The organism is Pseudomonas sp. UBA6753 (assembly GCF_002453565.1).
GTDB lineage: Bacteria > Pseudomonadota > Gammaproteobacteria > Pseudomonadales > Pseudomonadaceae > Aquipseudomonas > Aquipseudomonas putida_Z.
In genome coordinates, this window is record NZ_DKHD01000005.1 from 1 (window position 1) to 19,007 (window position 19,007).

The following is a 19,007-nucleotide window of genomic DNA, read 5'->3' on the forward strand; positions in this document are numbered from 1 at the left end:
GTCAAGACGGTATCTACAAGGGCCAGCGTTAACCGCCCCGCACTCGGCTATCGCCAATAGCGCGAATCATCCACCACCCTCGCATGCCCCTCGAACAGCGCTGGCAGCTGCTCCTTGAGGTAGTCGATCCAGGTGCGCACCTTGGCATCCAGGTAATGCCGTGACGGGTAGATCGCATACAGCGCGCTCTCGCGCAGGCGATACGGCGCCAGCAGCCGGCACAACCGCCCCTGCTCGATCGCCTGGCTGGCGGTGTAGAACGGCAGCAGGCCAATGCCCATGCCCAGCTCGCTGGCCACCAGCATGGCGTCGGCGACGTTGGTGGAAAAACTGTCGTTCGGTGCGATCACGCACTGGTCCACCCCTTGCGGGAACACCCAGTCACCTTCGTACATCGGATAAGCCATGCGCAGGCAACGGTGCTGGTGCAGGTCTTCCGGGCGCTCCGGCACACCGTGGGCCACCAGGTAGCTCGGTGCCGCGCAGGGGATGCTGAAAATGTTGCCCAGCGGCACGGCGATCAGCTGCGAATCCGGCAGCGCCCCGTCCACGGTAATCACCACGTCATGCCCTTCGGCCAGCGGGTCGGGGTTGCGCTGGGACAGGGTCAGCTCGATCACCACCTCTGGGCACAATGCGTTGTAGCCGGCCACCAGCGGCATCAGCAACAGGCCCAACCCGTGCGGGCAATGCAAACGCAGGCGGCCTCGAGGCGTGAGGTGCGCGCCACGGGCTTCGCCCACCGCCTCTTCGGTCAGCAACATGATCTGCCGCGAGCGCTCGAGAAACCGCTCGCCCGCCTCGCTCATGCGCAAACGCCGCGTGGTGCGGTGCAGCAGGCGGGTTTGCAGCTGGTTTTCCAACTCGGCAACGATGCGCGAAACCTGCGCGGCAGAAATGTCCAGGGCATTGGCGGCCGCAGCGAAGCTGCCACATTCCACCACACGGGCGAAGGTACGCATGGCATGCAGCATGTCCATGAAGGTGTGCTCCTTGTTCGGTCTTATTCTTGCGTTACAGGCAGGAATCTATCACGGGTTAGCCCATTTATTGTGGATGACCAATGAATGGATCATTAGCCATACATTGAAAAAAGGAGCCTGCCATGAAACGTTCGATCGCTGTCCTTGCCGTTGCCGCTACTCTCGCCTCGTTCGGTGCCCTTGCCGACACCGGCAGCAACCAGCCGGTCAGCAGCAGCAACTACGAATACGGCATGCCGCTGGACGTGGCCAAGGTCATCTCCATCACCCCGGCCAGCAACGCCGCCGACTGCCAGGTTGGCACCGCGCACATGGTGTATGTCGACCACCAGGGCCAGAAGCGCGAAATCGACTACCGGGAAATGGGCAACTGCTCGCAGCAGTGAGTCAGGCCAGCACCTCGGTGATCCAGCCGACCTGTTGCCTGAAGTCGTCGATTTTCGCCTGAGGCACCGCACCGCGGGCCCGCTCGAAGTTGGCCAGGGTCTGCTGCTTCTGCCGCAGCATGCGCCGCCACTTGACCAGGAACGCCTCGCTTTTCTCCTGCACCAGCACCGGGCCGAAGTACAGCTGTTCAGCGGTGTACGCCGCCCCGCCCGGCTCGGCGACGATGATCTCGTAGTCGAAGCGGTTTTCCCGCAGCAGCTCTTCGCTGACGATCCGGTAACCATTGCCCACCAGCCACTGGCGCAGTTCGCGCTCGGCGCCATTGGGCTGCAGCACCAGGCGGGTGACGCCAGCCAGGCGCTGCTTGCCGGCCTCGAGGATTTCGCACATGGTGTCGCCACCCATGCCGCAGATACTGATCACCGTGATGCGGTCTTCCGCCTCGACCGCTGCCAGGCCATCGGCCAGGCGCACGCTGACCCGCCCTTCCAGGCCGTTCCTGCGCACGTTGCGCTGGGCCGAGGCGAACGGCGTCTGCGCCACCTCGCCGGCTACCGCCGCGTCCAGCACGCCGCGCAGCATCAAGGCCACCGGCAGGTAGCCATGGTCCGAGCCGATGTCGGCCAGGCGCGCGCCTTGCGGTACTTGTGCAGCCACGCGCTCCAGGCGCCTGGACAATGTCTGTTCGTTCAACCTAAACCCCTGCTTTGCAATCGGCCGCGATTCTGACGGCGAACGCCGCGCATTTCAAACACCGGGGTGCCCTCGACCGTGCCGGCGCGCTCGCGTAGGCTTGCCGCTTTCCTTCCGTAGCAAGGCAAGACACACCATGGCACAAGCAGACATCATCTACACCCCGGACCCGGACGCCGAGTCGATTTCCTCCGACGTTGCCGAATACAACGGCGTGCTGGTCACCACGCAGATCCCGACCCACGCCGATGGCAGCCTGGAACTGGGCGGCATCGTCGAGCAGAGCGAGTGCACCCTGCAGGCGCTGAAAGTGGCGCTGGAGAAGGCCGGCAGCGGCATGGACCGCGTGCTGCACCTGACCATCTACCTCACCGACATGGCCGACCGCGCGGCATTCAACGAGGTGTACCAGCGCTTCTTCAGCAAGCCCTGGCCGGTACGCGCCGCCGTGGGCGTGGCTGCACTGGCGTTCGAAGGCATGCGCGTGGAAGTGACCGCAATGGCCGCCAAGCGCTGATTCACCTTCAAGGGCCCTATCGCCGGCAAGCCAGCTCCCACCTCGACCGCGCTGCCCTCAGGCCTGTGCAGTACCTGTGGGAGCTGGCTTGCCGGCGATAGGGCCGGTACAGGCAATACACCTCTCGGCACCCCGATGATGCCGCCAGCCCGTTTCGCCGCTACAATGCCCGCCTAAACCGTGACAGCCCGAACCTATAACGACATGTCCCTTCCAAAGAATCACCTGGAACTGCTCAGCCCTGCCCGTGACGTGGCCATCGCCCGCGAAGCGATCCTGCACGGCGCCGACGCCATCTACATCGGTGGCCCGAGCTTCGGCGCGCGCCATAACGCCTGCAACGAAGTCAGCGATATCGCCGAACTGGTCGAGTTCGCCCATCGCTACCATGCACGCGTGTTCACCACCATCAACACGATCCTCCACGACAACGAGCTGGAGCCCGCGCGCAAGCTGATCCACCAGCTGTACGACGCCGGTGTCGACGCGCTGATCGTGCAGGACCTGGGGGTGATGGAGCTGGATATCCCGCCGATCGAGCTGCACGCCAGCACCCAGACCGACATACGCACCCTGGAACGGGCCAGGTTCCTCGACCAGGCCGGCTTCTCCCAGCTGGTGCTGGCGCGTGAGCTGAACCTGCAGCAGATCCGCGCCATCGCCGCCGAAACCGACGCCGCCATCGAGTTCTTCATCCACGGTGCGCTGTGCGTGGCCTTCTCCGGCCAGTGCAACATCTCCCATGCGCAGACCGGCCGCAGCGCCAACCGCGGCGACTGCTCGCAAGCCTGCCGCCTGCCCTACACCCTGAAGGATGACCAGGGCCGCGTGGTCGCGTTCGAGAAGCACCTGCTGTCGATGAAGGACAACAACCAGACCGCCAACCTGGCTGACCTGGTCGATGCCGGCGTGCGCTCGTTCAAGATCGAAGGCCGCTACAAGGATGTGGCCTATGTGAAGAACATCACCGCCCACTACCGCAAGGAGCTCGACGCCATCCTCGAAGGCCGCCCGGAGCTGGCCCGCGCCTCCAGCGGCCGCACCGAGCACTTCTTCGTGCCCGACCCGGACAAGACCTTCCACCGCGGCAGCACCGACTACTTCGTCACCGACCGCAAGGTCGACATCGGCGCCTTCGACTCGCCAACCTTCACCGGCCTGCCGGTGGGTGTGGTGGAAAAGGTCGGCAAGCGCGACCTGCAGGTGGTTACCGAGGTGCCGCTGACCAACGGCGACGGCCTCAATGTGCTGGTCAAGCGCGAAGTGGTGGGTTTCCGCGCCAACATTGCCGAACCGCGTGGCGAGTTCGAGGAAGACGGCGAGAAGCGCTACCGCTACCGCGTCGAGCCCAACGAAATGCCCGAAGGCCTGCACAAGCTGCGGCCCAACCACCCGCTGTCGCGCAACCTCGACCACAACTGGCAGCAAGCCCTGCAACGCACCTCGGCCGAGCGCCGCGTCGGCGTGCAATGGCAGGCGGTACTGCGCGAACAACGCCTGGCGTTGACCGTCACCAGCGAGGAAGGCGTGAGCGTGCAAGTGGCACTGGACGGCCCGTTCGGCCCGGCCAACAAGCCGCAGCAGGCGCTGGACCAGCTGCACGACCTGCTCGGCCAGCTGGGTACCACCATGTACCACGCCGACAGCATCGAGCTGGACGCCCCGCAGGCGTACTTCGTCCCCAACTCGCAGCTCAAGGCCCTGCGCCGCGAAGCCATCGAGGCGCTGACTGCAGCACGGGTGCAGGCGCACCCGCGTGGCGGGCGCAAGGCCGAGACCACGCCACCGCCGGTATACCCCGAGTCGCACCTGTCGTTCCTGGCCAACGTGTACAACCAGAAGGCCCGCGACTTCTACCACCGCCACGGCGTGCAACTGATCGACGCGGCCTACGAGGCCCATGAAGAGCACGGCGAAGTGCCGGTGATGATCACCAAGCACTGCCTGCGCTTCTCCTTCAACCTGTGCCCCAAGCAGGCCAAGGGCGTGACAGGCGTGCGCACCAAGGTGGCGCCGATGCAGCTGATTCAGGGTGATGAAGTGCTGACCCTGAAGTTCGACTGCAAGCCGTGCGAAATGCACGTGATCGGCAAGATGAAAAGCCACATCATCGACCTGCCGACCCCGGGCAGCGCGGTTGCGCAGGTGGTTGGGCATATCAGCCCGGAAGACCTGCTGAAGACCATTCCGCGCGGGCCGCATTGATCGGTAGCTTGTAAGGGCCCTTTCGCGGGCACGCCCGCTCCCACAGGGATCACGCCAATACATGACCTTTGCGCTGCTGCTCAGCGAATCTGATGCTTGTGCAGCAACCGATAGAAAGTCGGCCGCGATATACCTAGCACCTTGGCCGCCACGCTCAGGTTGTCACTGTGCCGGCTGAGTACATCGCACAGCGCCTGGCGCTCGGCCCGGTGCTTGTACTCCTCCAGCGTACCCAGCGGTTGCTGCATCTGGTCAAGGGTCTGCAATCCCAGGTCCTGCGCCTCTATTTGCCGACCTTCGGCCAGCACCAGCCCGCGCCGCACCCGGTTGGCCAACTCGCGGACATTGCCCGGCCAGTCATGCCGACCCATGGCCGCCAGGGCGTGGTCGCTGAACGAACGCGGTCGACGCCCGGTTTCCAGGCTGTAGAAATGGGCAAAATGGCTGGCCAGCATCGACAGGTCGCCATGCCGGTCGCGCAAAGGCGCGGTCACTACCTGCAACACGTTCAGGCGGTAATACAGGTCTTCGCGAAAACGCCCTTGCTCGATGGCCCTTTCCAGGTCCACGTGGGTAGCCGCCAGCACCCGCACATCCACCGGGATCGGCTGGCTGCCCCCCACGCGTTCGATGTGCTTTTCCTGCAGAAAGCGCAGCAAGTTGGCTTGCAACTCCAGCGGCAGGTCGCCAATTTCGTCGAGGAACAACGTACCACCATGGGCCGCTTCGATGCGCCCGGCCTTGCGCTGATGAGCACCGGTGAAGGCGCCCTTCTCATGGCCGAACAGTTCCGACTGGATCAAGTGCTCGGGGATCGCCCCGCAGTTGATGGCAATGAACGGCTGTTCGCTGCGTTGCGACTGCCGGTGCAGGGTGCGAGCCACCAGTTCCTTGCCGGTGCCGCTTTCACCGCGGATCAGCACCGGCGATTCAGTAGGCGCCAGCTTGCCCAGCAGCTTGCGCAACTCGCGAATCGGGCGGCTGTCACCGAGCAGCTCGTGGCTGGTTTCATCCACCCTCGCCACCCCTTTGCCACGCAGGCGCGCCATGCCGAAGGCCCGGCCCAGGGTGACCTGCACGCGGGAAACGTCGAACGGCAAGGTGTGGAAGTCGAAGAACCATTCACAAACGAAATCGCCGACGGCCGGCATGCGCAACTGTTCGGCGCTGAGCACGGCAATCCATTCGGTGTTGCTGCGCTTGATCAAGTCCTTGACCCCGTCCGGGCGCCTGAGGTGCGACGCCTGCAAGCGCAACAGGCCCACATCGCAAGGATGATCCAGCGCGGCACCGAGCATGCAGCTGTCCACATCCCAGCCTGCGCTGCGCAATCCAGGCAATAAACGGTGGCAGTCATCGCAGGGGTCGACGATGAGCAAACGGCGTTGGGCGGCAGGCTGCTGCATGACCGATCCTTGGCGCCAGTTTTCGGTTTTTTGAAATAAAACAGTAAGTTGTGGCGCCCGATTAACAGTAGCAACGAAGTTGACGGTTCCCAGTACCGTCTGTCTGCCGAATCATTTTTTTACAATCAGTGACGGGAATTTTCGCACTTTGTCGACATCACATGGCGGCATGGGCAAGAACGGATTCGAACCTGGCAAATTTTTTTACAACCAATGTGTGACTCGCCCCCGGACAACGAGCATCAGTACACATAACCCCGCGCTGCACTTCGCGATAACCGAGGCGACTTTGAAGCAACGCGGACTTACCTGGATGTTTGGGACCATAGAGAGACCGAACCATGAATGCCCCGCTCCGTGTCAACGAAGCACTGCTGATTGCCGACCACGCCTTCGAACCTTTCCAGTGCGTAGCCTGGGATGCACCCAACGGTACTGGTGAACTGAGCCTGGCAGTGATCGACCGGACCAGCACCCGCATCGGCAGCAAGCAAGTGTCCTCGCGTATCTACTCCGACCCGGCCCAGTGGGCCAGCCTGATCGAGGAAGTGCGCGCCGAACTGTGCGAAAAAGGTTACGACCTGCAACCATGGTCAATGCCGAAGTAATATCGGCCGGCAAACCAAGTGCGTGCACCGCCACGCACTTGTACAACTTCCGGGTTGCTGTTCTTGCAACTTTTCTTATTGCGACATAGTGTCGCATCGATACTTTTTCAATCCACCAACCTGAACTGTTGCAGGTGCTGGTAATCAGCCTGAAGTTGTTGCGCCAGACGCTGCGCACGGCCCAGGCGCACTGGCGCCAGTTCCATATCCACCAGCAAAGTGGCACACGGCATCGGCTGCACGGTATTCCAGTGCTGCAGCCGACCGTCGGTAAACACCAGGCAGCGCAATGCTTCTTCAGGGTGGGCCCGTTGCCGCGCCTGCAACCAGTGCCGAGCCTGTTCCAGTGCTGCGATCAACGGTGTGCCGCCACCGGCACCCAAGGCTTGCAACCAGGGTTGCAAAGCGGCCGAGGCCTTCAGGCCGTGGCGCTGCCACTGCGGCGTGCGCCCGCTGGCGGTAAGCAGGGCCAGCCGGGCACGCTGGCGGTAGGCCTGGTCGAACAGCGCCGCCAGCAGCCCTTTGGTTTGTGCCAGCGCCTGGTGGCGGCGGGTCGAGGCAGACGCATCGACGATTACCAGCCACAGTTCTGCAGGCTTGGCCTGGCGTTGTTGCCAGCACAGGTCCTGGCGCTGGCGTGGCCGGCCCTTGAGCAGGGTCGGCAGCCAGGCCACCCGACCGGCCGCGGCACTGCGCGCCCGGCCTCGGCTGGCACCGTACTGCTTGCCTGCGCCTGCTTTGGCATCCGCCCCTTTGGCAGGTGGCTGGGGGATGCTCAGGGCTTTTTTGCCCAGTTCGGCACCTCGCGGCGGGCGCCGCTGGCCACGGGCTGCGCAGCCATCGCGCCCCAGTCGCCCTGCCCGCCCTGTTCGCCAGGGTTGCCTGCGCCGTGCCGATCGGGTTGTTGCTCAGGCTGCTGCGGTGCCGCAGGGGGGTTGGCCTGGGGCGCAACGCGGCGGCGATGGCGCAAGGCGAACTCGGCCACTGCATCGACATCGGCCTCCTCTATGGCCTCGCCACCGCGCCAGGCACAGTGGGCGCGTGCGGCGCGCAGCCAGACCAGGTCGGCGCGCAGGCCGTCGACCCCGGCGGCGTAGCAGCGTTCGGTGATCCAGGCCAGCGCCTGGTCGTCCAGCGCAATGCCGGCCAGGGCCTGGCGTGCCGCCTGGCAGCGCTCGCGCAATTGCGCCTGGGCCTCGGCCCATTGCGCGCAGAAGGCCTGAGGGTCGCTGTCGAAGGCCAGGCGGCGGCGAATGATCTGCTGACGCGCATCAGGCTCGGGCAAGCCTTCCAGGGCCACGTTGAGGCCAAAACGATCGAGCAACTGCGGGCGCAGTTCGCCCTCCTCCGGGTTCATGGTGCCGATCAGTACAAAGCGGGCGCTGTGCCGGTGCGAGATGCCGTCGCGCTCGATGCGGTTGGTGCCACTGGCCGCCACATCAAGCAGCAGGTCGACCAGGGTATCGGGCAGCAGGTTGACCTCATCGACATACAGCACGCCGCCATCGGCCTGGGCCAGCACCCCCGGGGAAAACTGCGCCTTGCCCTGCCCCAGCGCGGCATCCAGGTCGAGGGTGCCGACCAACCGTTCTTCGCTGGCGCCCAGTGGCAGGGTGACGAACGGGCCCTCGCCGAGCAGGTCGGCCAAGCCACGGGCCAGGGTGCTCTTGGCCATGCCACGCGGCCCCTCGATCAGCACGCCGCCGATTTTCGGGTCGATGGCGGTCAGGCACAGCGCCAGTTTCAGGTCGTCGGCACCGACCACGGCTGCCAGTGGAAATTGCACGGGTTCACTCATTTCAAGCCTGTTCCTCGCCGTCGAGCAGTTGTTCCTCGAGGGCTTCGCGGTAGTCGCCAGGCGCCTGCCACAGGCCGCGCTGCTGGGCCTCCAGCAAACGCTCGGTAAGGTCGCGCAGGGCCTCGGGGTTGTGCTCGCGCATGAAGTCGCGGGTCGCCGGGTCGAGCACGTAGGCATCGGCCAGCGCCTGGTAATGATGGTCGTCGATCAGCTGCGTGGTGGCGTCGAAGGCAAACAGGTTGTCGACCGTCGCCGCCATCTCGAAGGCGCCTTTGTAGCCATGGCGCTTGACCCCGTCGATCCACTTCGGGTTCAGCGCCCGGGCGCGGATGACCCGGTTCAGCTCCTCCTTGAGGGTGCGGATGCGCGGCCGGTCGGCCTGGCTGTGGTCGCCGTGGTAACTGGCCACTGCGGCACCGGACAAGGTTTCCGACGCCGCCAGCATGCCACCCTGGAACTGGTAGTAGTCGTTGGAATCGAGCAGGTCGTGTTCGTGGTTGTCCTGGTTCTGCAGCACCGCCTGCACCTTGGCCAGGCGCTGGGCGAACTGGGCGCGGGCCGGGGTACCGTCGTCGCTGGCGCCGTAGGCATAGCCGCCGTGGTTGAGGTAGACCTCGGCCAGGTCGTCGCGGCTGTGCCACAGGCGCCCGTCGATGGCGTTCTGCACCCCGGCGCCGTAGGCCCCGGGCTTGGCACCGAACACCCGCCAGCCAGCCTGGCGCGCGGCCTGCTCGGCGTCCACGCCCTGCGCCTGCAGCGCGGCACGCTCGCTACGCACGCGGGCGGCCAGGGGGTTGAGATCGTCGGGCTCGTCCAGCGCGGCCACCGCCTGCACTGCGGCATCGAACAGGCGGATGAGGTTGCCGAAGGCATCACGGAAAAAGCCGGAAACGCGCAAGGTCACGTCCACCCGCGGGCGGTCGAGCAGGCTGAGCGGCAGGATCTCGAAATCGTCGACCCGCTGGCTGCCGGTGGCCCACACCGGTCGCACGCCCATCAGCGCCATGGCCTGGGCGATGTCGTCGCCACCGGTACGCATGGTTGCCGTGCCCCACACCGAAAGGCCGAGTTGGCGCAGGTGATCGCCGTGGTCCTGCAGGTGGCGTTCGAGGATCAGGTTGGCCGAGGCGAAGCCCAGGCGCCAGGCGGTGGTGGTGGGCAGGTTGCGCACGTCCACGGTATAGAAGTTGCGACCGGTGGGCAGCACGTCCAGGCGCCCACGGCTGGGCGCGCCACTGGGGCCGGCGGGCACGAAACGCCCGGCCAGCGCCGCCAGCAGGCCATTCATTTCGGCGCTGCCGCAGGCATCCAGGCTGGGTGCCACCGCTTCGCGCAGCGCCTGCACCACGTCGTGCACCGGCTGCCATTCGCTCTGGGCTGGTAACTGTGCGGTGCCGCCCAGCGCCTGGTCGATTACCTGCAGCGCCAACAGTTCGAGGCGTTCGCGGGTATCGCCACAGGTGCGCCAGGGTTCGCTGCTCATGGCCTGCAACTGCTCGGGGCGTGAGCCCTGCCACGGCTGCCCGAGCTCGCAATCGAGCGGGTCGAAACCTGGCACCAGCGCCTTGGCCAAAGCCCGCAGCAGGCTGGCATTGCCGCCGCGACCGTCGCCACGCTCGACCCGCAACAGCGCCAGCAAGGTATCCAGGCGCAGCCGGCCTTCCGGGGACTGGCCGAACACATGCAGGCCATCGCGAATCTGCGATTCCTTCAGGTCGCACAGGTAGGTGTCCAGGCGTGGCAGCCACACGGCGGCATCGTCCAGTTGGCCTTCCAGCTGCAGTTCGCGGTCGATGTGGTTGGCCTTGACCAGTTCGAGAATGTCGCGCTGCAACTCGCGGGCGCGCCGCGGGTCGAGCAGCTGCGCTTCGTAGAACTCATCGGCCAATTGCTCCAGGTGGCGCAACGGGCCATAGGTTTCGGCACGGGTCAGCGGCGGCATCAGGTGGTCGATGATCACCGCCTGGGTGCGGCGCTTGGCCTGGGCCCCCTCGCCCGGGTCGTTGACGATGAACGGGTAGATATTCGGCAGCGGGCCGAGCAAGGCGTCCGGCCAGCACTGCGCCGACAACCCGACGCCCTTGCCGGGCAGCCATTCGAGGTTGCCGTGCTTGCCGACGTGGATCAACGCGTCGGCGGCAAAGGCATGGCGCAGCCAGAAGTGAAACGCCAGGTAGCCGTGCGGCGGCACCAGGTCCGGGTCGTGGTACACCGCGCTGGGGTCCACCTGGTAGCCCCGCGCCGGCTGGATGCCGACGAAGGTCAAGCCAAAGCGCAGGCCGGCCACCATCAGCCGGCCACTGCGGTACATCGGGTCCTGCTGCGGTGGCCCCCAGCGCTCCAGCACGGCCTGGCGGTTGGCCTCGGGCAGGCGCTCGAAGGCGGCCTGGTAGTCGGCCAGGCTCAGGCTCTGCGCGCAGGGGCGCAGGTCCAGATGGTCGAGGTCGTTGGTCACGCCGCCGAGCAACTGGTGGATCAGTTGCGTACCGCTGCCCGGCAAGTCGGCCAGCGGATAGCCTTCGGCCTGCAGGGCCTTGAGGATGTTCAGCGCCGCCGCTGGCGTGTCCAGGCCAACGCCGTTGCCAATGCGGCCATCCCGGGTCGGGTAGTTGGCCAGCACCAGGGCCACGCGCTTTTGCGCATTCGGCAGGCGCGCCAGTTCGACCCAGCGGCGGGCCAGTTTGGCGACAAATTCCATGCGCTCGGGGTGGGCGCGGTAGCAGACGACGTCGGACTGGCTGCGCTCGCTGCGCCAGGCCATGTCCTTGAAACTGACCGGGCGGGTGATGATGCGCCCGTCCAGTTCGGGCAGGGCAATGTGCATGGCCAGGTCACGCGCCCCCAGGCCCTGCTCGCTGGCTTCCCAGCCGGGCTGGTTGTCTTGCGCGCAGATGGCCTGCAGCACCGGGATGTCGCGACGGAACGGCCGCAGGTTGGGCCGTTCGGGGCTGGACAGGGCAAAGCCGGTGGTGTTGACCAGCACTTCGGCACCCACCTCGTCCAGCCAGGCTTCGACCTGCTCCAGGCAGGCGCTTTCCTTGAGGCTGGCCACGGCGATCGGCAACGGGTTGAGCCCGGCGGCCTGCAGGCGCTGGCAGAACACATCGATGAACGCGGTGTTGGCCGCCTGCAGGTGCGAGCGGTAGAACAGCAGTGGCGCCACCGGTTGCTCGGGATGCCACTGCGGGTACCAGTCCTCCAGCGTGGCGCTGCCCTTGGCCGGGTGATACACGGCGGTGCGCGGCAAAGGCTGCGGCTCGTCCCAGGCATAGTCGCGGCCCAGCCACTGGCTGGCCAGGCAGTTGAACAGGTTGATGGCATTGGCCTTGCCGCCCTGGCGCAAGTAGTGCCAGAGCCGCTCGGCCTGCTCGCCGCTGACACTGCCCAGGCTGGTCAGCTCCGGGTCCGAGCGGTCGTCGCCCGGCACCAGGATCAGTTGCACGCCACGGCCAGCCAGTTCGACCAGTTGCTCGACGCCATAGCGCCAGTAGCCGACGCCGCCGTGCAGCGACACCAGGATGACTTTGGCATGGCGCAGCACCTGGTCGACGTACAGGTCGACCGAGGCATGGTTCTGTACCTGCATCGGGTTGGCCAGGCGCAGGCTGGGGTAATCCTCGGGCAATTGCTCGGCGGTATCGGCGAGCAATGCCAGGTGCGAATCGCCGCTGCAGAGAATCACCAGCTCGGCGGGCGTCTGGCCGAGGTCGGCAATGCTGTCATCCGGCACGAAGCCGCCGGGCTGGGTCCGCAGCAGGTGCATGGGTCAGGCGCCCAGTGCCTGGCGCAGGCGCGCTTCCAGCTGGGCGGCGTCGAGGTCCTGGCCGATCAGCACCAGGCGGGTGATGCGCGGCTCGTCGGCGCGCCAGGCGCGGTCGAAGTGCTTGTCGAAACGGGTGCCCACGCCTTGTACCAGCAGGCGCATCGGCTTGCCCGGGATGGCAGCGAAGCCTTTGGCGCGCAGGATGCCGAATTCCACCACCAGCTGGGTCAGGGCGTCGAGCAGCAGGCTTTCGTCGGCTTCGGGCAGGTCGATGGAGATGGAGTCGAAGGCGTCGTGGTCATGATCGTCATGGTCATCGCCGTCATGATGCGAATCGTGGTGGGTACGGCGGCCATCGATGTGCGCCTCGGACTCGGCGCCCACGCCCAGCAGTACCTCCAGCGGCAGCTTGCCGCTGCTGGCCTCGATCACCTTGACCGCCGGCGGCAGTTCTTCGGCCACCTCGGCGCGGACCTTGGCCAGGCCTTGGGCGTCGATCAGGTCGGCCTTGTTCAGCACCACCAGGTCGGCGCTGGCCAGCTGGTCGGCGAACAGTTCGTGCAGCGGCGACTCGTGGTCCAGGTTGGGGTCGAGCTTGCGCTGGGCATCGACCTGGTCCGGGTAGGCGGCGAAGGTGCCGGCGGCCACGGCCGGGCTGTCGACCACCGTGATCACCGCGTCGACGGTGCAGGCATTGCGGATTTCCGGCCACTGGAAGGCTTGCACCAGCGGTTTGGGCAGGGCCAGGCCGCTGGTTTCGATGAGGATATGGTCCAGGTCGCCACGGCGTGCCACCAGCTCGCGCATCACCGGAAAGAACTCTTCCTGCACGGTGCAGCACAGGCAGCCGTTGGCCAGCTCGTAGACGCGGCCGGTGGCTTCTTCTTCGGTGCAACCGATGCTGCACTGCTTGAGGATTTCGCCGTCGATGCCCAGTTCGCCGAACTCGTTGACGATCACCGCAATGCGGCGGCCCTGGGCGTTGTCGAGCATGTGGCGCAGCAAGGTAGTCTTGCCCGAGCCGAGGAAGCCGGTGACGATGGTGACGGGGAGCTTGGCCAGTGTTTTCATGTCGCATTGCCCTTGGCAGATTGGCGCGGGCATGCAGGACGACAGCCACGGGCCAGGCCGGCCGGGCTTGTTCGCCACCGGATCACCCCGCCCGGTTGAAAGTCGAAAACGTGACGAGGCAGGTCTCCTGGCTCGCACCGTTCCATGTGCCCGCTGGTGCAGCGGGCTGGCGGGATGACGCCTTCCCGCGCGCGGGCGCAGTGGCTGTGTCGATCCGTTGTCGGTGCTTACAGTTGCGGGGGCAGCCGCGGCTTGTACCGCGTTCCCGTCTTAGCTTCGGCCTGGCCGAAGAACCTCGAAGTGGCAAGGCTACGCAGTGGCTGGCAGGTGGTCAACCATTGCTGTCGGGCTGGCCGACAACAAGTGGCGCAACTGCGTTACAGTGGTGGCTTTGAGCAGCGAGGCACCCCGGTGAAACCCCTGAACAAGCGCGATTTGGCACGCCTGGAGCGTGAACTGGTGGTTTGCCTGACCGAAGCCTGCGAAACCGCCAAGGCGGAGATCGTCGGTTTCAGCTGGCTTACCCATCGTCTTGCTCCCGAGGATTTTCCGGCCAGCCTGCGTATTACCTGGGTGTTCGAGCGAGAGGCCGACAAAGCCGCCGCCGTGGCGGGCGACGCGAAGGTACGCATGCTGGCGCTGACCGGCCTGGCTTTGGAACAGGCCGGCATTGAGCTGGATCATCCGGCCTGGCATGTGCGGTTTGACAGTGAAGAGGCCTGCCGGCAGAGCCACGGGGGCGACTGGAGCAAGCGCTTGATGGGGCGCTGAACCAGGGGCATGCGCGGTCCTGGCTCTTCCTGCCTGCACTGGGCACCGGCTTCGCCGGTGTTCGCGGGCACCCCCGCTCCCACAGGGTCCGCGGCGCACTCGCGGAATCTGTTTTCCCGCGACAACGATGCCTCTATCCGTTAGGCTACGCATTCCCCTGTCACGAGGTATTCGTCCAATGCGCCATTGATGCCGCCGTCCCTTCGACGGCCAGTCTTCAGCCTCCGGTTCGCTCCGGAGATGTCGCGGCATTTGTGGAGTTGTGCATGACGAACACGTCGATCCTGACGCTGGACAGCGTCTCCTTGGCCTTGCCTGACGGCAGGCTGTTATTTACCGACCTCAGCGAAACCTTCGACCAACGCCGCACCGGCCTGGTTGGGCGCAACGGTGTGGGCAAGAGCCTGCTCGGGCAGATACTTGCCGGCCAGCGCGAACCAAGCAGCGGCCAGTGTCGGCACCTTGGGCGCATCCATCTTCTGGACCAGCAGGTGATCGAGCGCAGCGCCACGGTCGCCGACCTGGCCCAGGTGGGCGCGGTGCTCGCTGCGCTGGAGCGCATCGAGCAAGGCAGCGTCGCACCCAGTGACTTCGACACTGTCGGCGAACGCTGGGATATCCGCGAGCAATTGCAGGGGCACCTGCAACGCCACGGCCTGGGCCAGCTCGACTGGCACCAGCCCGCCCACAGCCTGAGCGGTGGCCAGGCCATGCGCGTGGCGCTGGTCGGCGCCTGGCTCAGCGAAGCGGACTACCTGATCCTCGACGAACCGAGCAATCACCTGGACAGCAACGCCCGCGCCCAACTGCTGAGCATGATCGAAGCCTGGGACCGGGGCTTGCTGGTGATCAGCCATGATCGCAGCCTGCTCGCGCACATGACGCGCATCGTCGAATTGTCCAGCCTGGGCTTGCAGGCCTATGGCGGCAACTACAGCTTCTATTCGGCCCAAAAAGCCAGCCAGACCGCGCAGGCCCAACAGCAACTTGCCCGGCTGAAACAGGAGCAGCAACGCCAGGCGCGCGAACTGCAGCGCCAGCGCGAAGACCTGGAACGTCATCAGGCCCGCGCCGGGCGCAACGCCAGGCACGCCAACCAGGCCAAGATCCTGGTCGACCGCCAGCAGGAACGCAGCCAGGCCACTGCGGGCAAGCAGCGCCGCGACCATCGCGACGCCCGGCAGGCGCTGCAGAGAAAAGTGCGTGACGCCGCCCGCGAAGTCGAGCAGGACATCGCCATTACCCTGCATGCACCCACGCCGCAGCGCCATCCGGGCCGCGAAGTGCTTGCCTTGCAGGCGCTGCACCTGCCCCGCGGCACGCGCAAACCACTGAACCTGCGCTTGTGCCTGGGCCAGCGGGTGGGCCTGGTCGGCGCCAATGGCAGTGGCAAGTCCACCCTGCTCAGGCTGATGAACGGTGAGTTGCCAGCACCGCCCGACAGCCTGCGCCTCAGTGGTGAAACCGCCCTGCTCGACCAGCACTGCAGCGCACTACCAGGCCACACCAGCGTGCTCGACCACCTGCGCCAGGCAAACCCGTCACTGGCCCAGGGCGACTTGCGCAGCCGCCTGGCGCAACTGGGCCTGGATGCGGCCCGCATCGAACTGCCCAGCGGCCTGCTCAGCGGCGGTGAGCGGATGAAGGCAGCACTGGCCGCCGTGCTATACCGCGAACGGCCGCTCGACCTGTTGCTGCTGGACGAACCCGGCAACCACCTGGACCTGCCGTCACTGGCCGCACTGGAACACATGCTCGGGCAGTTTCGCGGGGCGCTGGTGGTGGCGTCCCACGACCAGGTACTGCTCGACCAGCTGGCGCTGGACGAGTACCTGCACCTGTAGAAGCCGCAATGAATGCATTGCAGGCTATCAATTCGTGACTGGCCGTTCCCGATCTGCCACGGATGTATTATGGTGGCGTGGTGCGCATATAACAGCAGCCCGAGCAATCGGGCACTTGCAAGACAATGAGGGTGTCATGAGCAACGAAAGCATTAATTGGGACAAGCTGGGTTTCGACTACATCAAGACCGACAAACGCTACCTGTCCGTATGGCGCAATGGCGAGTGGGACAAAGGCACCCTGACCGAAGACAACGTACTGCACATCAGTGAAGGCTCCACGGCCCTGCACTACGGCCAGCAGTGCTTCGAAGGCCTCAAGGCCTACCGTTGCAAGGACGGTTCGATCAACCTGTTCCGCCCGGACCAGAACGCCGCCCGCATGCAGCGCAGCTGCGCCCGCCTGCTGATGCCGCAGGTGCCGACCGATGTGTTCATCGAGGCGTGCAAGCAAGTGGTCAAGGCCAACGAGAAGTTCGTGCCACCGCATGGTAAAGGCGCCCTCTACCTGCGTCCGTTCGTGATCGGCACCGGTGACAACATTGGCGTGCGCACCGCCCCCGAGTTCATCTTCTCGATCTTCGCCATCCCGGTTGGCTCGTACTTCAAGGGCGGCATGAAGCCGCACAACTTCCAGATCTCCAGCTTCGACCGCGCAGCCCCCCAAGGCACTGGCGCGGCCAAGGTCGGTGGCAACTACGCCGCCAGCCTGCAGCCGGGTGCAGAAGCGAAGAAAGCCAACTTCGCCGACGCCATCTACCTCGACCCGCTGACCCACACCAAGATCGAGGAAGTCGGTTCGGCCAACTTCTTCGGCATCACTGCCAACAACGAGTTCGTCACCCCGAAATCGGCTTCGGTGCTGCCAGGCATCACCCGCCTGTCGCTGATGGAACTGGCGCAATCGCGCCTGGGCCTGACCGTGATCGAAGGCGATGTGGAAATCAACAAGCTGGACCGCTTCATCGAAGCCGGCGCCTGCGGTACCGCTGCGGTGATCACCCCGATCGGCGGCATCGAGTACAACGGCAAGCTGCACGTGTTCCACGACCTGGAAAAGGTCGGTCCGGTTACCCAGAAGCTCTACAACGAGCTGACCGGCATCCAGAGCGGTGACGTGGAAGCACCAGCTGGCTGGATCGTCAAGGTTGCCTGAGGCGCTTTAACGGTTTGAAAAAAGGGGCATGCCAGCGATGGCATGCCCCGTTTTTTTTTGCGAACTTATGCTCGAAAACATGTCCCTGTGGGAGCGGGCGTGCCCGCGAAGCAGGCACAACAGTGGATGGCACGGGCTTTGCCCGTGTTCGCGGGCAAGCCCGCTCCCACAGGGATCGCGCCACCTTTTAGAATTTGAGCAAGAAAGCTGCTCCTACAAGGACGCGCTCACGCAAGGCGACGCTGCATCAGCAGGTGCCGGGCTTTGTCGAAGGCCCAGTTGTACAGCACGGTGTAGGGCAGGATGATCACGAAGAAGCCCAACTCCACCATGAACGCCTGCAGCAACGAAATCTCCAGCATCCACGCCGCCACCGGCAGGCACCACACCACCAGCCCGGCTTCGAAGCCCAGGCCGTGCACAAAGCGTGCGCTGGCCTTCCAGTGGATGCGTTCGACCCGCACGTAGCGATCGACCAGCGCGTTGTAGACCATGTTCCACAGCATGGCGATCACCGACAGGGTCACCGCCAGCGCCCCTGCCGTCGCCAGCGACTTGCCCATGATCCAGGACAACAGCGGCGCACACAGCAGCACGGCGAACACTTCATAACCGACGGCGTGAACCAGGCGTTCGGTGAAAGAGACGTTTTTCATTGCAAATTCCATCCATTGCGTGAGTCGTGCTTCCTATTTTCTTTGATAGAACTGATACTCTCGACATAGCTACCATCGGTTTTATCAATACCATGCGCTACTCACCTGAAGCTCTGGTCGCCTTTGTCGAAGCTGCATCGCTGGGTTCGTTTTCCGCTGCGGCGCGCAAGTTGCGCAAAAGCCAGTCCACCATCAGCATCGCCATCGCCAATTTCGAGGCCGATGTGGGTTGCCCGTTGTTCGAGCGTGGCGGTCGTCACCCCACGCTGAACGAGGCTGGGCGGCAGGTGCTGAGCCATGTCGAGGCAATTCTCGATGCCAGCGCCCAGCTCGATGCCCTGGCGGTGCGGTTGGCGGAAAACGTCGAGGCTCTGGTCTCGGTGGTGATGTCGGACAGCTACAGCGTGACCTTCCAGGGCGCGGTGATGGCCCGCTTCGCCCAGCACTACCCACATACCGAGCTGCGCTGCGGCCCGTCGGAAGATGCCGATGTGATCGAGCTGATCCAGCAGGGCCTGGCCCACATCGGCATTCTTGCCACCCAGCCCAGCTACCCCGCTGACGTTGCCGTGGCACGCTTGCCCGAGCAGGCAGAGTTTGGGGTGTACGTGGCCAGCGGGCATCCGTTGGCGGCTTTGCCCCAGGTGCAGACGCAGCACCTGGAGAACGTCCGGCAGCTGTATATCAAGACCTATGCCCCCAGCTTGCACCACGGTCGTGGCCAGGCCTGGTCGGCACCGGACTACCTCACCCTGCTGGAGTTCGCCGTGCGCGGGTTCGGCTGGGCCGAACTGCCCAGGGCACTGGTGGCACGGTTTGGCAATGGGCTGGTGGAGCTGCAGGTGGCCGGGTACCCGCGACGGGTTGACATGGATGTGGCCTGGTCGAGCCGGCGCGCGCTCGGGCCGGCGGGGCAGTGGCTGGTGCGGCAGATGTTGGGGCAATAGGCCTTTATCGCCTGCAAGATCCTGGGGGCTGCTGCGCAGCCCGTCGCGACGCAAGGTCCTCCTACAGGGCACTAAAGCGAAAAATCCTACAACGTTTTAGGAAGCCCATTGCTCCCCCGCGAAGGCGTTCCTCGCTAGTGTTTTGGCCGTTGCGTCAAATCACTGGAAAAGGAACTCCTGATGAGCATCAGCAAAGCCATCC

At 65.2% G+C, this 19,007-nt stretch carries 16 protein-coding genes and 1 riboswitch; of the genes, 8 read left to right on the plus strand and 8 right to left on the minus strand.

Annotated elements, in window-relative coordinates; translation table 11 throughout:
- Positions 1–47: 47 nt before the first annotated feature.
- A complete protein-coding gene (locus B2790_RS03410) occupies positions 48–980 on the minus strand; it encodes a LysR family transcriptional regulator (protein WP_025338930.1) in 933 nt (310 codons plus the stop codon).
- 125 nt (positions 981–1,105) lie between these two features.
- Between B2790_RS03410 and B2790_RS03415 the strand changes: the two genes are divergently transcribed.
- Entirely contained in the window at positions 1,106–1,369 is a 264-nt protein-coding gene (locus tag B2790_RS03415) for a DUF2790 domain-containing protein (RefSeq protein WP_075045088.1), read from the plus strand.
- Between the two features lies 1 nt (position 1,370).
- Here B2790_RS03415 and B2790_RS03420 read toward each other — a convergent pair whose 3' ends face one another.
- Positions 1,371–2,063 (minus strand): tRNA (adenine(22)-N(1))-methyltransferase, encoded by a 693-nt coding sequence (locus tag B2790_RS03420; protein WP_286918263.1) that lies wholly within the window; start codon positions 2,061–2,063, stop codon positions 1,371–1,373.
- A gap of 136 nt (positions 2,064–2,199) precedes the next feature.
- On the opposite strand from B2790_RS03420, the gene B2790_RS03425 reads away from it, so the two are divergent.
- Both B2790_RS03425 and B2790_RS03430 read left to right on the plus strand, forming a co-directional pair.
- Positions 2,200–2,580 carry a RidA family protein gene (locus B2790_RS03425; RefSeq protein WP_015270613.1) on the plus strand — a complete coding sequence of 127 codons (381 nt, stop codon included), beginning with the start codon at positions 2,200–2,202 and terminating at the stop codon, positions 2,578–2,580.
- 204 nt (positions 2,581–2,784) lie between these two features.
- On the plus strand, positions 2,785–4,785 hold the full coding sequence (locus B2790_RS03430) for a peptidase U32 family protein (RefSeq protein WP_286918264.1): 2,001 nt from the start codon (positions 2,785–2,787) through the stop codon (positions 4,783–4,785).
- An 80-nt stretch (positions 4,786–4,865) separates the two neighbouring features.
- Here the strand turns inward: B2790_RS03430 and B2790_RS03435 are convergent, their stop codons facing one another.
- Positions 4,866–6,191: a sigma-54 dependent transcriptional regulator gene (locus tag B2790_RS03435; protein ID WP_286918265.1), complete on the minus strand. Its 1,326-nt coding sequence runs from the start codon at positions 6,189–6,191 to the stop codon at positions 4,866–4,868.
- 341 nt (positions 6,192–6,532) lie between these two features.
- Here B2790_RS03435 and B2790_RS03440 point away from each other — a divergent pair, with 341 nt between their 5' ends.
- Positions 6,533–6,799 (plus strand): hypothetical protein, encoded by a 267-nt coding sequence (locus B2790_RS03440; protein WP_013972506.1) that lies wholly within the window; start codon positions 6,533–6,535, stop codon positions 6,797–6,799.
- 107 nt (positions 6,800–6,906) lie between these two features.
- Here B2790_RS03440 and B2790_RS03445 read toward each other — a convergent pair whose 3' ends face one another.
- The 4 genes from B2790_RS03445 to cobW form a co-directional block, all read right to left on the minus strand.
- Positions 6,907–7,473: a vWA domain-containing protein gene (locus B2790_RS03445; protein ID WP_286918266.1), complete on the minus strand. Its 567-nt coding sequence runs from the start codon at positions 7,471–7,473 to the stop codon at positions 6,907–6,909.
- A gap of 101 nt (positions 7,474–7,574) precedes the next feature.
- Entirely contained in the window at positions 7,575–8,597 is a 1,023-nt protein-coding gene (locus B2790_RS03450; RefSeq protein ID WP_286918267.1) for an ATP-binding protein, read from the minus strand.
- A gap of 1 nt (position 8,598) precedes the next feature.
- Positions 8,599–12,360 (minus strand): cobaltochelatase subunit CobN, encoded by a 3,762-nt coding sequence (gene cobN, locus B2790_RS03455; protein WP_286918268.1) that lies wholly within the window; start codon positions 12,358–12,360, stop codon positions 8,599–8,601.
- A gap of 3 nt (positions 12,361–12,363) precedes the next feature.
- Positions 12,364–13,431, minus strand: coding sequence for a cobalamin biosynthesis protein CobW (gene cobW / locus B2790_RS03460; protein WP_085706448.1), 1,068 nt, complete (start codon positions 13,429–13,431; stop codon positions 12,364–12,366).
- 100 nt (positions 13,432–13,531) lie between these two features.
- A riboswitch (cobalamin riboswitch) is annotated at positions 13,532–13,744 on the minus strand.
- Between the two features lie 98 nt (positions 13,745–13,842).
- Here cobW and B2790_RS03465 point away from each other — a divergent pair.
- From B2790_RS03465 to B2790_RS03475, 3 genes are all read left to right on the plus strand, one after another.
- On the plus strand, positions 13,843–14,202 hold the full coding sequence (locus B2790_RS03465; protein WP_286918269.1) for a hypothetical protein: 360 nt from the start codon (positions 13,843–13,845) through the stop codon (positions 14,200–14,202).
- A gap of 266 nt (positions 14,203–14,468) precedes the next feature.
- Positions 14,469–16,046 carry an ATP-binding cassette domain-containing protein gene (locus B2790_RS03470; protein WP_286918270.1) on the plus strand — a complete coding sequence of 526 codons (1,578 nt, stop codon included), beginning with the start codon at positions 14,469–14,471 and terminating at the stop codon, positions 16,044–16,046.
- A 136-nt stretch (positions 16,047–16,182) separates the two neighbouring features.
- On the plus strand, positions 16,183–17,202 hold the full coding sequence (locus B2790_RS03475) for a branched-chain amino acid aminotransferase (protein ID WP_013972500.1): 1,020 nt from the start codon (positions 16,183–16,185) through the stop codon (positions 17,200–17,202).
- 227 nt (positions 17,203–17,429) lie between these two features.
- Here the strand turns inward: B2790_RS03475 and B2790_RS03480 are convergent, their stop codons facing one another.
- Positions 17,430–17,858 carry a multidrug/biocide efflux PACE transporter gene (locus tag B2790_RS03480; RefSeq protein WP_085616898.1) on the minus strand — a complete coding sequence of 143 codons (429 nt, stop codon included), beginning with the start codon at positions 17,856–17,858 and terminating at the stop codon, positions 17,430–17,432.
- 92 nt (positions 17,859–17,950) lie between these two features.
- Between B2790_RS03480 and B2790_RS03485 the strand changes: the two genes are divergently transcribed.
- Complete coding sequence (locus tag B2790_RS03485) at positions 17,951–18,805, plus strand: LysR family transcriptional regulator (RefSeq protein ID WP_286918271.1); 855 nt, start codon at positions 17,951–17,953, stop codon at positions 18,803–18,805.
- Positions 18,806–19,007: the final 202 nt, after the last annotated feature.

What these genes read in the sequence shown, in the direction of transcription:
- B2790_RS03425 (WP_015270613.1), top strand. Translation starts at nt 2,200, where the DNA reads ATGGCACAAGCAGACATCATCTACACCCCGGACCCGGACGCCGAGTCG.
- B2790_RS03440 (WP_013972506.1), top strand. Translation starts at nt 6,533, where the DNA reads ATGAATGCCCCGCTCCGTGTCAACGAAGCACTGCTGATTGCCGACCAC.
- B2790_RS03475 (WP_013972500.1), top strand. Translation starts at nt 16,183, where the DNA reads ATGAGCAACGAAAGCATTAATTGGGACAAGCTGGGTTTCGACTACATC.
- B2790_RS03435 (WP_286918265.1), bottom strand. Translation starts at nt 6,191, where the DNA reads ATGCAGCAGCCTGCCGCCCAACGCCGTTTGCTCATCGTCGACCCCTGC.
- B2790_RS03450 (WP_286918267.1), bottom strand. Translation starts at nt 8,597, where the DNA reads ATGAGTGAACCCGTGCAATTTCCACTGGCAGCCGTGGTCGGTGCCGAC.
- cobN (WP_286918268.1), bottom strand. Translation starts at nt 12,360, where the DNA reads ATGCACCTGCTGCGGACCCAGCCCGGCGGCTTCGTGCCGGATGACAGC.
- B2790_RS03430 (WP_286918264.1), top strand. Translation starts at nt 2,785, where the DNA reads ATGTCCCTTCCAAAGAATCACCTGGAACTGCTCAGCCCTGCCCGTGAC.
- B2790_RS03410 (WP_025338930.1), bottom strand. Translation starts at nt 980, where the DNA reads ATGGACATGCTGCATGCCATGCGTACCTTCGCCCGTGTGGTGGAATGT.
- B2790_RS03470 (WP_286918270.1), top strand. Translation starts at nt 14,469, where the DNA reads ATGACGAACACGTCGATCCTGACGCTGGACAGCGTCTCCTTGGCCTTG.
- cobW (WP_085706448.1), bottom strand. Translation starts at nt 13,431, where the DNA reads ATGAAAACACTGGCCAAGCTCCCCGTCACCATCGTCACCGGCTTCCTC.
- B2790_RS03415 (WP_075045088.1), top strand. Translation starts at nt 1,106, where the DNA reads ATGAAACGTTCGATCGCTGTCCTTGCCGTTGCCGCTACTCTCGCCTCG.
- B2790_RS03480 (WP_085616898.1), bottom strand. Translation starts at nt 17,858, where the DNA reads ATGAAAAACGTCTCTTTCACCGAACGCCTGGTTCACGCCGTCGGTTAT.
- B2790_RS03485 (WP_286918271.1), top strand. Translation starts at nt 17,951, where the DNA reads ATGCGCTACTCACCTGAAGCTCTGGTCGCCTTTGTCGAAGCTGCATCG.